The following is a 13,348-nucleotide window of genomic DNA, read 5'->3' as shown; positions in this document are numbered from 1 at the left end:
GAAAAGGTGTTTGATTCTATGAGTTCTTACAACAAAGGCTTGCCTCCCCGGGATGATCGTTCCAGACGACCCTCTGCCAAAGGATCGAAGAAGCACAAGAAACGCTCTGGCGGAAAAAGCTTCTTCAAGTTGCTGATGACGATCCTTATTATCGCAGTGCTCGGGGCAGGTGGAGTCGGAGGGTATCTGCTGCTTACCCTGAATGATACGATCAACAAGACAGGGACATCAGGCAAGGTGGCGCCGGAGAATTCCGCCAAGGTCAAGCCTCTGGCCATGCTGCTGCTCGGTACGGATTATCGACCGAAGACCGGGACGCATCTAAGTGATGTCATTATGGTAGTGGCCATGAATCCGAAGACGAAATCAGCAACTATCGTTTCCTTGCCGCGGGATACACGGTTTCAGATGAAGGGGTATAAGACGAATAAGCTTAACGCTTTCTACCCTAAATTCCTGGTCGCTGAGAAGAAATCAGGTATTTCGGCCAAGCAGGAAATGAAGACGATGCTTAGCAAATATATGGACATCCCGCTCGATTATACGACAGTGCTTAATTTCCAAGGCTTCCGCGATGTCGTCGATGCGCTTGGCGGAGTGGATGTCACCGTCGATGCGGATATGTGCTATAAGGATAATGCAGACGGCACGAATATCGATCTGAAGAAGGGGCCGCAGCATCTCAATGGCGAGAAGGCTCTGGATTTTGTTCGTTACCGGAAATCCAACTGCAAAACAAAGACGAAGCCTTCGAATGACTTTGAGCGCAACCAGCGGCAGAATGAAGTGCTGCATGCGCTGATTGATCAGACGAAGTCGCTGAATGGCGTCATGGGGGCCGGTAAAGCGATTGAATCGCTCGGCGATAATATGACGACCGATCTGGAAGCGGAGCAGATCAAGAATGTCATTGCTGCTTATTGGAATATTTCCAAGGAGAATGTCGCTTTTATCCCGGTAACGGGGGAATGGAAGAGCCCTTATGTCTACATCGATGACAGCGAGCTTAATAAAGCGAAGCAGGCATTGAAGGACGAGCTTGCCGGAATCCCGCAGGCTAACGGCCAAGCGGAATAAGGCGGGCCATTGATCAATTGAAGGCAAGTTTTGGCTCGTGCTATAATACAATTAGATAGTGAGATAGTGTAATGAAGTTCTCTCAGAGGAAGCTCTACACATGTACTTTAAAAGTATAGTCAGGGGGGCTGGTGTCTATGTCCGAGCTCGTTACTCAATTGTCCGAACCATTATTCAATTCCTTCCAGTCCGAAACATTCGTTCTGCTCAGCACAGTGGATGCTGAGACCGGGGGGCCGACCTCCAGTGCGATCTCCTGGGTTTATGCCTTGAATCCTTCCACGCTCCGCTTTGCGGTGGATCACAGATCAAGGCTGGTCAACAATATGAAGGTTCATCCGCGAATTACGATGACCGTGTTCGGTGCGGAGACGATTTATGCCATCAATGGTGTTGCTGAGGTGGCACAGGATCCTCTCGCAGGGGTTCCTTTCAAGATGTGCTGTTTCGACATGAAGATTGATGCGGTCCGAAATGCCCTGTTCTATGGAGCTCAGCTTGCATCTGCTCCGACCTATAGCAAGGTGTATGATCAGCGTGCTATGGAGAAATTGGACAATCAAGTATTTACTGCAATGCAAAAAGCCTAGCGAATGTTTTCGCTGGGCTTTTTTTCAACCTGGGACAGACTAATATTTGCTGCCAGAGTTGCCTGAGGTATGATTCTTCGACTTCATTTTACTTTTCTCTTGCTTCATAGGCTGTTGCTTGTTCTGCTTGGCAGGCACGCTCTGGGTGCGAGGACGAGTGTCGCTCGACATTTGCGGTACGATCCGCCCGATAATATCGGCCATTTCTGTAGCGAAGCCGGAGATCGGCTTCCCTGCGGAAATCTTCTTACCGATTTCGGCGATGCGATGATTCAGGTCGATGTCGGCTGTGACGACCGCGCCCGTGCCTTGCGGATCTTTACGTAGCGCTTCGGCTACCGTGTACTTAATACTGCCGACACGGGCCCGTTCGAGGTCCCCGTCGACATCAATGCCGACTACAGCTGTCTTCCCCATAATGACGCAATGGGCGTCCTTAACACCGGGTACTCTCTTGGCAAGTGATTCCAGATGAGCTTGTCGGTTCTTCTGCTGATTCTGATTACTTGCTTTGCTGGTATTGGTATTGCTGCTTGTATTCTTCTGCTGCACTGACTTGCCTGTTGTATTGCTCAGACCCTTGGGACCTTGCCGCTGTTCACTTTGTGCCCGGGTGGTCTTTTCCGATGGAGTCTGTGGAGAGGGTGATGCCTTTTTAGATGCTGTTTGGCAGCTAGTTAGCAGTGAGGCCGTTAATAATAAACATAGCCAAATTCGCATGATTCGACCCGTCCTTTCGGGAATGATCTCTTGCCAGATAGAATTCCGGCTGGTATCTATAACATTTCCCGGACAACAAAAATTATGTATTATGTGAATTTAGGCTGTAATTGCGGTGGAGGGGATATCCGTGAAAAAAATCTTTGTATTGGATACGAATGTATTGCTGCATGATCCGAATGCGATTTTTGCGTTTGAGGAGCATGAGGTAGTGATTCCGGCGGTTGTATTGGAAGAAATCGATTCGAAGAAGCGTAATGCAGATGAGATCGGACGGAACGCGCGCGGGGTATCCAGGCTGCTTGACGGCTTGCGAGAGCAAGGTCATCTGCATGATGGCGTTGTGCTGGAGCATGGTGGTGTCCTCAAAGTAGAGATGAATCATCGCAGCTTTGCCAAGGTACAGGAAATGTTCGGAGAGGTCAGCAATGATAATCGGATTCTGGCCGTAGCTCTGAATTATTATCTGGAAGAGCAGGAGAAGGAAGAGCCGAGTCCGGTAATTATCGTCAGTAAGGACGTGCTGGTGCGGATCAAGGCTGATGTGCTTGGACTAACCGCCGAGGATTATTTGACGGACCGGACCGCCGACCTCAGTGAGATGTATGCAGGGTATTTGCCGATTCAAGTCCATCCGTCCACCATCGATGAATTCTACACCTTCCGTTCCTTGCCGGTTAAATCCCTTGGCTTGACTTATTCCCTCTATCAGCATGAATTCATCATCATGAAGGATGAGATGGGGCGAGGTAAATCGGCGCTGTTGAAGGTGGATGAGAATGCGAGCCGACTTGAGCCCTTATTTCTAAGCAATGAGCCGATCTGGGGGATAAGCGCCCGGAATGCGCAGCAGCGCATGGCGCTGGAGTTGCTGCTGCATGATGATATTCCGCTGGTGACCATTACGGGGAAGGCGGGAACTGGGAAGACGCTGCTCGCCTTGGCGGCAGGTCTCATGAAAGTAGAGGATGAGCATAAATACAAGAAGCTGTTGATCGCTCGTCCGGTTGTTCCGATGGGAAAGGATATCGGCTACTTGCCTGGGGAGAAGGATGAGAAGCTCCGGCCCTGGATGCAGCCGATTTATGATAATCTTGAATTTCTGTTCAATACGAAGAAGTCCGGAGATATCGATAAAATTCTGCTTGGACTGGGAAGCATTCAAGTCGAGGCGCTGACGTATATTCGCGGGCGCTCCATCCCAGGTCAATTTATCATTATTGACGAGGCTCAGAATTTATCGCGGCATGAGGTGAAGACGATCGTCTCCAGGGTCGGTGAAGGCAGCAAGATCGTCCTCGTCGGTGATCCGGAGCAGATCGATCATCCTTATCTGGATTCAGCCAGCAATGGCTTGACCTATTTGGTGGAGCGTTTCAAAGAGCAAGGGCTGAGCGGACATATCATGCTCGAGAAAGGAGAACGTTCCAAATTGGCTCAACTGGCAGCGGATCTACTCTAAGACTACCAGAAAATGGGCTAAAGACTAGAGAACTGACTTACACCGGGTTGCTCCGGTGTTTTTTTATATTATAATTTAGGGACAAGGTACTAGGGAGTTTGCTACAATAGAGATTAGTTGATATGAATTGGATTCCTGTGTTAAATGGTTTTGACATGTTGGAGGGGAAGAACAGGTATGAAGCGAAGAAACCAATGGGTACTTTTTGCAATCCTGCTGCTCGCCTTGATTAATTTGTCACCGAATGAGAAATCAGCGGTGGTAGGCCCCAAGGATCAAGGTCGAACGCCAGAACCAGTAATACCTCCAAGCCAGGAGACAATGCGGGACAACGGCAAGATTAGAGTAGTCGTGCGGCTTCCAGAGTCGGAATTCAATGAGTTGCAGGCGATGAATGAAGCGTTCATGCAGGAGCATCACGCCGAAGTGAATCTGGTCAATTTGCCGATAAAAGGGAGCTATTCCTTGCAGCAGCAGTTCGAGCTGGGCGAGTCGCCTGACGTCGTCCTGCTGGACAATGTCTGGGTTCGCCATTATGCGGCGGGGGGATTCTTGCTGCCGACAGAGAGCTATTACTCCGGCTCCATAACCGGGGAAATGTTAAGCGCTTCCTTGGCCCAGGATGAATGGAACGGCTATGTCTGGGGTGTACCTCTGGATGCGGATCCCTATGTCTGGGTATATCAGAACGAATCGTTAAAAGAGATGGGGCATTCCTTCCCGGCTTCGCCGGAGGGGTGGAAGAAGATCATCGAAGCCTGGGGCGAGCTTGATTCCCCGCCTTATTTACTTGGTCTCGATTATGGAGATCCCTATGCAGTCATGTCGCTGTTATGGCAATTAGGAGCCAAAGGGCAGGGTAAGACGGAGGCATCCGATTCTTTTTTTAACAAGAAAGGCTTGAATGAGGCAGTAGCATTACTGGAGCAATTAAGGCCTTATATAATAAATACGGGAGAGACGGGGACAAGCGATCAATGGCTCGGCGGCAGCCGCCAGAACGCGCTGATCGAGCTTATCCCGTCTACCGAGACGAGGAAATACCCGTATCGTGAGATGAAGGTGTATTTCCCGGAGCCTACGGACTCAGGCAATAAAATGTGGATTGCTGGCAGAAGCTTCGCGGTTACGGCCCGTTCTGGTAATCGTGAGACGGCGGGATTATGGATTTCGGCGATAACTTCGCCGATCCAGCAGCGCCAATGGTATGAGAAGACCAATCATCTGCCAACGATCAAAACTTTATATTATCAAACGGTGCGAAATGGGCTGCCGGATTGGGTATCCGCTTCATTCGTGAAAGGTCAGGGATTCGTCCAGCCGGTCATGGCCAAGCTCCCGGAGCTTATGCAGCAATTGCAGGAGGCATCCCAGTCTTATCTACGGAGTGAACTCACAGCCAAGCAGTATTTGAAGCAACTGGACGGTTTGAATCCATAACTGCTCTAACGGCTTGATTTTAGGGATAATTTCAATTTAACCGTCATTTCGCCGTCACGGATTGCTACTTCGGTCGCTTCTATGAAGGGAACGAGCTGCTGTGGGTAGAAGCCGAGATCAAACTCCTGCTCGAGTTCATTTCTCGTAGTGTCCGGTAGCTCCATACCGTTAAAGACCAGCCTATCAATATGGAAAATCAAGGCGTTCTGCGGCTTGCTCTCAATCGTATAATGGCCTTCAAGCCCCAGCTTTAGCTCTTCTCGACTGCCTTGCACGATCATGCGTTGATTGGAGAATTCGAAGGTCATATCGCTGAGCAACTGATTTTTGCTTCTTAGGAACTGGTTAAGCTCCTCCTGGCGGATGGTCAGCGTATATCCTCCTTGCAATGAAGAAAGACTATCGTCATATTGTTGCAAATATTCGGGAAAATCGGCCATCGCCTGGGATAATGCCTTGAAATAACGTCTTACCTCATAGAATCCTATATTTTTCCAATAATTCGTCAGTTCCTGAATCATTTGTCTTAATTTTTCGGGATCGGCGCTGGTACGAATGGAGCTTTCTACGCTTTCTTGCAGAGTGACAAGGCGATCTCGCTGCTGGATCAGCCGTTGTTTCATATTTTCCAGCTCGCGGCTTGTCTGGTCCAACTCTTCCTTCGTCGCCCTGAGGGCGGTGTATTCCTTGGTATATGTATTTAAAATATCCTGATTCCGTTCTGAAATAAGCTGATAATAGTCGAGAACTGTGAAGAAGTCGCTCAGGCTGTCAGTGGACAGAAGAGCGGTAAGCAGACTTTCTCGTTCTCCCATATAGTAGGCGGCGATGACCTTACCGGCGCGGTCGCGGCTGTCCTCGATCCGGCGGCTCTTATCGGCAAGCTGCTCGGTTAGCTCGGCTGCCTTGATGTTGGCCTCCTGCTGTTGGATCGTAATTTTGTGAATATCGCGATCCAGTTCGATGATAGAGAGGCTCTGCTCCATAACCTTCAAATCCATCTCCGAGATTGGAGTGGCATAGATGGTCCCCTGCAACAACGGACCCGCTGCAAGAGTGAGTGAAAGACATAGCGAAGCAACGGCTCTGCTCAGGCATCTTTTCAAATTCAATGCATCCCTCTCCCTGCTCAATGATCCTTATACCTACGATATATATGACACAAGCAGGGTAAATATAAGAAAAAGACGATTCGATAAATATCGAATCGTCTTTGTAATTTAAAGCGGCAATCCCATCTCGAAGACTGTCCAATAGCTGAAGCCCGTGAAGGCCACGATCATATATCCCCAGAATAATAAAATATACGTCTTCTCTGTGAATTTCAAGTAACCGAATAGCATGAAGAAAGCGGTCTGAAAAAAGAATAACAAAGCCATCTCAATGAGGTTCCCGGCAAAAGCCATAAGTCCGATGGAGAGTGTGAAAAAGCCGAGGACACGGAACATTCGCGCCAAGCGTAAATCCCCCTTTCCTATGTATACGCTTCATCCAATTTCTACAATTATTATAACCGCAACCTCAGCAAGTGTAAACGGAAAGTCGTTAAAAATAACGATATAACCGATAAATTGTGATTTTTATTATGGTAAAGCGCAAATCTAGGCCGAGTTATCTTGTATTTTACAGAGATAGGTATGGACAAGGTTGAAAATGGAAATACATTTTAATACCAAATAGATTCTATGAACTCTATGAGAGGCATAGAAATGGAGTAAGAAGTAATTTCACCCATTCGCCTAACCGGGGTAAAGGCTGAAGAGGTATATTTAGGATGTCGTTAGGAGGTTTATATTGCATGACAGCAGTGAGACAAGATGCGTGGAGTGCGGAGGATGATTTGATTCTGGCTGAAGTGACTCTGCGCCATATTCGTGAGGGCAGCACCCAGTTGACTGCCTTTGAAGAAGTAGGAGAGAAGATCGGTAGAACTGCAGCAGCCTGCGGCTTCCGATGGAACAGTTGTGTCCGCAAAAGATATGAAGCGGCGATTGGAATCGCCAAGGCCCAGCGGCAAAAGAGAAATTATATGAAAAAGCAGGGATCGCTGGCGGGTAATCCGGCTGTAGCTTCGCTTACTTCAGTGGAAATGGAAGAAGGAATCTACAAAAATGACGGGATAACTGAAGAAACTATTTCGATTGATGCGGTCATTCGTTTCTTGCGTGGATGGAAGAATACAGTTCAGGAGAGCAATCGTCACGTTAAAATGCTGGAGAAAGAGCTGCGCATGAAGGATGAAGAACTGCAGAATTTACGGGAAGAGAACAAGCGCTTGTTCGCGCAGGTGAACGAGGTTCAAAGCGATTACAGAGTCGTTAATGACGACTATAAAGCTTTGATTCAGATTATGGATCGGGCCAGACGGCTTGCGTTTCTGAATGAAGAGGAAGATGAGAGTAAGACGAGATTCAAAATGGATGCTAACGGTAATCTGGAACGGATTGAATAAGTGAAGAAACTAGCATCACCCGTCCCGTCGCTTTAAGCGGCGGGATTTTCTTTTTTTTGTATTTATAGGGCAAGGTCTGTTATAAAAATAGTAGATGATTATGAGATCGAAAGGAAGAGTTCGCATGAAAGTGGATATCATTGGCGCGGGTGCCCTCGGATTATTATTCGGTGGTAAGCTGGCGGCTGCGGGGGTGCAGGTGCGCTTCTGGACGAGGACGGCAGAGCAGTCCCGATTGCTGCAACAAGAAGGAATTAACGTTGAAGAGCCGCATTCCGGCGTGCTTAGTGTTGCTCCGTCCATGGTCAGGGCTTATCCGGCAGCTGATTTAATGGGGGGCGAGGTTGATGGGCTTGCGGAAGGAGCAGCTGATTGGATATTCGTGATGACGAAGCAGCGGAGCGTCGACAGCTCTTTACTTGAAACGGTGCATAAGATCGCTGGACCCGAGACAGGAATCATCTGCTTCCAGAACGGGATGGGTCATATTGAATTATTCCGCAGTGCATTCAAGGCTCATGGCGTTTATGTGGCGATCACGACCGAAGGGGCCAAGCGTCAAAATTCCCGCTATGTCATCCGTTCTGGCGCGGGAAGTACGCAGATCGGCATCCCTCGTACTGACGAATATCTTCTATTTAAAGAGGGATTATCCGAGAAAGCAGAGAAGTATGCGACAAAGGAATCAGATTTGGTTAATATGCTTGAATCAGCAGGATTTGCAGCCTTTTTGTCGAAAGACATCGATAGAGAAATTTACAGGAAACTGCTCATCAATGCGGTCATTAATCCGTTAACAGCGTTATGGAGAATACCGAACGGGGAACTGCTGGATACGGAGCCGCGCAGGGGGATGCTCCAGCAGTTATGTGAAGAGGGATTGCAGGTTTATCAGGCGCATCAGATTTCTGTTCCCTCCGATATGTATGAACAGATCGTATCCGTCTGCCGCTCGACGGCGGGGAATACTTCTTCGATGCTGAGCGATGTGCTTAAGGGAGCGCCGACTGAAATTGATTCCATAAATGGCCGGCTGGTTGCAATGGCTCAAGCTGCCGGTATAACGGTTCCTGGACATGAGATTGTATGGAATTTAATCAAAGGAATGCAAGCTGTATCCGGTTGAAGATATAAAATTTTGTTTTAGGCCTGAAAATTAAGGTTTATGGGGAGGGCTCGACTTGAACATACTGATGGCGCCAGTGGCTGTCTTTGCAATTTTGCCAATTATTCCATTTTTTCTGGTTTATTTTATTTGCATCTTTTTTCTTAAGAAAGAACAGCGGCCTTCGCTGCTCCTCGCGATGGATGTAACTACATTCTTCCTTATTTTATCAGTTTCCGCGCTATTCAATAATGTGTTCAACTCCAAATTTGGCTTTTATCTAATGTTGCTAATCCTGCTGATAGTAGTGGGTTTGATTGGCGGAGCCCAGACCAGGCTGAAGGGGCAGGTCGATGTTCGCAGAATGCTCCGCGCCGTCTGGCGCCTTGCTTTTGCCGGGACTGGAATCGTGTATATCGTATTGTTTCTCATTAGCTTCATTACATATATTTCTGCCATTTAGTTCAAGCTAAGGGAGAAGAAAAAGGCTTTACATAGAAATATGACATCAAATGTTAATTATATGAAATGGAAAAAGTCAATAATGTATATCTGACTTTTTTGTTAATAAAACATGTCGTTTTTTTCAATATCCCCTCATTTTCTGAAAATTTTTGTTGGATTTTTTTGACCGCTGGTTGTATAATCTAAAAACATATACCACAAACAACATTTAAGGGGGACACAGCAAGGATGAAGAAGAGTAAAAGTTTATTGCTTCTTTTGACACTCGTTCTTGCGGTCGGTACGCTATTATCTGCTTGCGGATCGAACGAGGCCAAGAACAGTGCATCAAATGGCAACAAAGCAGCGAATAATGCTGCTAATGAAGGTGACGTGAAGTTGGCAGCGGACCAAACGCTCAAAATCAATTTGAGTGCTGAACCTCCAACATTTGATCCAGCTCAGGCTCAGGACAGCCAAGCGAACACAGTGCTCAAGATGATGTATGAAGGTCTTGTGCGTCTGGATGCTGATGGCAAAGAACTTCCTGGTGCTGCTGAATCCTGGGAAGTTGATGGCACTAAATATACCTTCCATATCCGTGAAGATGCTAAATGGAGCAACGGCGACCCTGTAACCGCGAATGATTTCGCATTTGCATGGGAGCGCGTGCTTAGCCCGGATACACAACCGGCTCCACCTTATGCTTATCAATTGTACTATATCAAGAACGCAGAAGAGTTCAACACAGGTAAAATCAAGGATTTCAGCGAAGTCGGCGTAAAAGCGGTTGACGAAAAAACGCTGGAAGTGGAATTAAACAATCCAACTCCTTATTTCCTCGGTTTGACTTCATTCTATACATTATATCCAGTTCATCAATCCGTTAAGGATGATGCAAAATGGGCAACAGATCCTAACAAAATGATCGTCAATGGTCCATTTACTTTAACGGCTTGGACAACGGGTCAAAGCCTTGAAGTAACGAAGAACGAACAATATTGGGATAAAGACAGCATCAAATTGAATAAAATCTCCATGTCTTTGGTAGAGAGCGGAGCTACTGAGCTTGAATCTTACCGTAATGGCGAGCTTCATCGTGCAGGTGCACCTAACGGTGAAATCCCAGCTGACCAAATTCCGATTGTACAACAAGAAATGCCTGATGAGTATAAAGTAAAAGGTATCGCAGGTACCTACTACTATCAATTCAACTCTAAAGCGGAACCATTCCAGAACGCTAAGATTCGTAAAGCCTTCTCCATGGCTATCGATCGTCAAGCCATCGTAGAGAGAATTACCCAAGGCGGACAAATCCCTGCATTTGGTATGGTACCAGAAGGTATTCTTGGTTCTGATGATCAATTCCGTACGGAACATAACGACAAGGATTACTTCCAGGAAAATGTCGACGAAGCGAAGAAGTTGCTTGAAGAAGGTATGAAGGAAGAAGGATATACGAAGCTTCCAGAAATTACTGTGATCCATAATAATGGTGAAGGCCATAAGAAAGTAGCTACAGCTATTGTCGATATGTGGAAGAAGAACCTCGGCGTAGATGTGAAGATTCAAAACCAAGAGTGGGGCGTATTCTTGAAGAATCGTCAAAACCTCGACTATCAAATCGCTCGTAGCGGCTGGTCTGCTGACTTCAACGATCCGATGACATTCATGGATCTGTGGACGACTGGCGCAGGTAACAATGACTTGGGTTACTCCAATCCTGAGTATGATGAACTGATTAAGGCTTCGAGATCCGAGTCTGATTTGAAGAAACGTGATGAGATCTTCGCGAAGGCGGAAGAAATCTTCATTAAACAAGATATGGCTTATATGCCAATCTACTATTACAGCAACGTTGCACTTGAGAAACCAAACCTTAAAGGTGTAATTCTCGACTATAGCGGAGCTATCGATTATACTCGTGCATACTTGACTGAGGAATAATTGTGAAAAGAATTTAACAAATATGTGACAATGAACTGAATATTGGGGTTGGGATATATATGTGGTATTCCATATATATCCCCTTTTTTTTGCAACTTTCTCCCAAGTTCTGTGGTCATATGTAAATATATCGAATAGACAAATGAAAAGGTTTGCCCTAAAATCGATTTATATCGTTTTTTGTCGAAAATTATAAGAGGAGGTGTTAACGGGTATGGTGCGCTACATTGCAAACAAGCTATTCTACACTTTGATTTCGCTGTTCATCTTAATCTCCGCCACCTTCTTTCTTATGAAAGCAATACCGGGTGATCCTTTCATGTCGGAAAAGAAAGTTCCTGAGGAGATCAGACAGCGTCTCATGGAACAATATGGCTTGGACAAACCCGTTTTCCAACAGTACATTAAATATCTTGGAGATATCGTCCAAGGTGATCTAGGAATTTCAATGAAGAAGATTAACCAGGAAGTGTCTGACATCATTGGACAAACCTTCTCCGCTTCGCTCAAGCTTGGGCTTGTCGCGATCGTCGTATCCGTAATCATCGGGGTAGTGCTTGGCCTTCTGGCGGCATTATATCACCGCAAGATTATCGATAATATTACGATGGTGCTGGCGGTGCTTGGGATCGCGGTTCCTAGCTTTGTACTCGCATCATTATTACAGTATGTATTTGCTTCCAAGCTGCACTGGCTCCCGACGATGGGCTTCAAGGGGCCATTGTACTATGTTCTGCCTGTAGCTGCACTTTCGGCGCAGCCTATAGCCTTTATAGCTCGTCTAACGAGATCGAGTATGCTGGAAGTGCTGCATGCCGACTACATCAAGACAGCTAAGGCGAAGGGCTTAAGCTGGTTTGCGATTTTGACCCGTCACGTCGTGCGCAACGGTATCATGCCGGTTGTAACTTACATGGGGCCAATGACCGCGAATATCGTTACTGGTTCAGTTGTTATTGAACAGATCTTCGGTATTGGTGGTATCGGTAAACAGTTCGTTCAAGCGATTACATCTCGTGACTACCCGATGATTATGGGGATCACGATTTTCTACGGGGCATTGCTCATGATTGCTCGTCTGGTTACCGACGTCGCTTACGGATTAATCGATCCGCGGATCAAGCTTAATGCTAGGAAGGAGGGCTAATCTTTGGAAGCTAATCAACAAATTAAAGTGATGCCGTCACCGGCGGATCTTACAGCGGATGATTTTGCAAGAATTGGTGCGGATGAGAAACAGGCTGAAATCATTCAGCGGGAGAGTGTTTCCGCGTTGAAGGACGCTTGGCAAAGACTGCTCTCCAATAAGCTGGCCATGACCGCATTGTTTATACTTATCGCTATCGCGCTTATGTCAATTTTCGGTCCATTAATGTCGAAATTTAATTACTATTCAAATGATCTGCTAAGCGGAAATATGAAACCGAATTCGGAGCATTGGTTCGGTACTGACGATTTCGGTCGTGATATGTTCGTACGTACTTGGTATGGGGCACGGATTTCGCTGGTCGTAGGCTTGGTTGCAGCCTTGATTGACCTTTGTATCGGTGTTGTGTACGGAGGAATTATGGGCTTCTTCGGCGGACGTGTCGATACGATTATGAACAAGTTCTCTGAAATTTTGTATGCTATTCCTTATTTGCTCGTAACAATTCTGCTGTTGGTCGTTATGGAGCCAAGTTTGGTTACGATCATCATCGCTTTGACCATTACCGGCTGGATTAATATGTCCTGGATCGTTCGGGGCGAGATTATTCAGCTCAAGAATCGCGAATTCGTGCTGGCATCCCGTTCTATGGGTGCAGGCTCGGGACGTCTATTGTTCCGCCATCTGCTGCCGAATGCACTTGGACCTATCATCGTTACGGTTACCTTATCCGTACCGAACGCGATCTTTGCGGAAGCGTTCCTGAGCTTCCTCGGTCTCGGTGTTCAAGCGCCGGTCGCTTCACTCGGTTCGATGATCAATGATGCATTGACCGGTTGGTTGTATTATCCTTGGCGTATGCTGTTCCCGGCGGTACTGATCAGCTTGATTATGTTGTCGTTTAACATTCTCGGCGATGGACTGCGGGATGCGCTCGATCCAAATCTGAAAAATTAGGAGGTGG

At 46.9% G+C, this 13,348-nt stretch carries 13 protein-coding genes; 10 read left to right on the top strand and 3 right to left on the bottom strand.

Annotated features, from left to right (window positions below):
* The first annotated feature begins 18 nt into the window (after positions 1-18).
* A complete protein-coding gene (locus BFJ94_RS10710; protein ID WP_120462663.1) occupies positions 19-1,077 on the top strand; it encodes an LCP family protein in 1,059 nt (352 codons plus the stop codon).
* 137 nt (positions 1,078-1,214) lie between these two features.
* Positions 1,215-1,667, top strand: coding sequence for a pyridoxamine 5'-phosphate oxidase family protein (locus BFJ94_RS10705; protein WP_120462662.1), 453 nt, complete (start codon positions 1,215-1,217; stop codon positions 1,665-1,667).
* Positions 1,668-1,706: 39 nt separating this feature from the next.
* Here BFJ94_RS10705 and BFJ94_RS10700 read toward each other — a convergent pair whose 3' ends face one another.
* Positions 1,707-2,387, bottom strand: a complete 681-nt coding sequence (locus BFJ94_RS10700; protein ID WP_120462661.1) for a YhcN/YlaJ family sporulation lipoprotein — start codon at positions 2,385-2,387, stop codon at positions 1,707-1,709.
* A 130-nt stretch (positions 2,388-2,517) separates the two neighbouring features.
* Here BFJ94_RS10700 and BFJ94_RS10695 point away from each other — a divergent pair, with 130 nt between their 5' ends.
* A complete protein-coding gene (locus tag BFJ94_RS10695; protein ID WP_120462660.1) occupies positions 2,518-3,849 on the top strand; it encodes a PhoH family protein in 1,332 nt (443 codons plus the stop codon).
* A 177-nt stretch (positions 3,850-4,026) separates the two neighbouring features.
* On the top strand, positions 4,027-5,289 hold the full coding sequence (locus BFJ94_RS10690) for an extracellular solute-binding protein (RefSeq protein WP_162944237.1): 1,263 nt from the start codon (positions 4,027-4,029) through the stop codon (positions 5,287-5,289).
* A 5-nt stretch (positions 5,290-5,294) separates the two neighbouring features.
* Here the strand turns inward: BFJ94_RS10690 and BFJ94_RS10685 are convergent, their stop codons facing one another.
* Both BFJ94_RS10685 and BFJ94_RS10680 read right to left on the bottom strand, forming a co-directional pair.
* Positions 5,295-6,401: a coiled-coil domain-containing protein gene (locus BFJ94_RS10685; protein ID WP_229716771.1), complete on the bottom strand. Its 1,107-nt coding sequence runs from the start codon at positions 6,399-6,401 to the stop codon at positions 5,295-5,297.
* 108 nt (positions 6,402-6,509) lie between these two features.
* Entirely contained in the window at positions 6,510-6,746 is a 237-nt protein-coding gene (locus tag BFJ94_RS10680; RefSeq protein WP_120462658.1) for a DUF2626 family protein, read from the bottom strand.
* Between the two features lie 341 nt (positions 6,747-7,087).
* On the opposite strand from BFJ94_RS10680, the gene BFJ94_RS10675 reads away from it, so the two are divergent.
* The 6 genes from BFJ94_RS10675 (at position 7,088) to BFJ94_RS10650 (ending at position 13,341) form a co-directional block, all read left to right on the top strand.
* The gene (locus BFJ94_RS10675) at positions 7,088-7,741 is read left to right on the top strand and encodes an RsfA family transcriptional regulator (protein ID WP_120462657.1); all 654 of its coding nucleotides are present in this window, start codon (positions 7,088-7,090) and stop codon (positions 7,739-7,741) included.
* A gap of 124 nt (positions 7,742-7,865) precedes the next feature.
* Positions 7,866-8,867, top strand: a complete 1,002-nt coding sequence (locus BFJ94_RS10670) for a ketopantoate reductase family protein (protein WP_120462656.1) — start codon at positions 7,866-7,868, stop codon at positions 8,865-8,867.
* Positions 8,868-8,922: 55 nt separating this feature from the next.
* On the top strand, positions 8,923-9,309 hold the full coding sequence (locus tag BFJ94_RS10665; protein WP_162944236.1) for a DUF3397 domain-containing protein: 387 nt from the start codon (positions 8,923-8,925) through the stop codon (positions 9,307-9,309).
* 230 nt (positions 9,310-9,539) lie between these two features.
* On the top strand, positions 9,540-11,237 hold the full coding sequence (locus BFJ94_RS10660; protein WP_120462655.1) for a peptide ABC transporter substrate-binding protein: 1,698 nt from the start codon (positions 9,540-9,542) through the stop codon (positions 11,235-11,237).
* Positions 11,238-11,451: 214 nt separating this feature from the next.
* Positions 11,452-12,384, top strand: coding sequence for an ABC transporter permease (locus BFJ94_RS10655; RefSeq protein WP_120462654.1), 933 nt, complete (start codon positions 11,452-11,454; stop codon positions 12,382-12,384).
* A 30-nt stretch (positions 12,385-12,414) separates the two neighbouring features.
* Positions 12,415-13,341, top strand: coding sequence for an ABC transporter permease (locus BFJ94_RS10650; protein WP_162944409.1), 927 nt, complete (start codon positions 12,415-12,417; stop codon positions 13,339-13,341).
* The last annotated feature ends 7 nt before the right edge of the window (positions 13,342-13,348 follow it).

Source organism: Paenibacillus aceti (assembly GCF_003614185.1).
Classification (GTDB): Bacteria; Bacillota; Bacilli; order Paenibacillales; family Paenibacillaceae; genus Fontibacillus; species Fontibacillus aceti.
The sequence above is the reverse complement of the archived record's forward strand: the minus strand, read 5'-3'. Positions and strand labels throughout refer to the sequence as shown.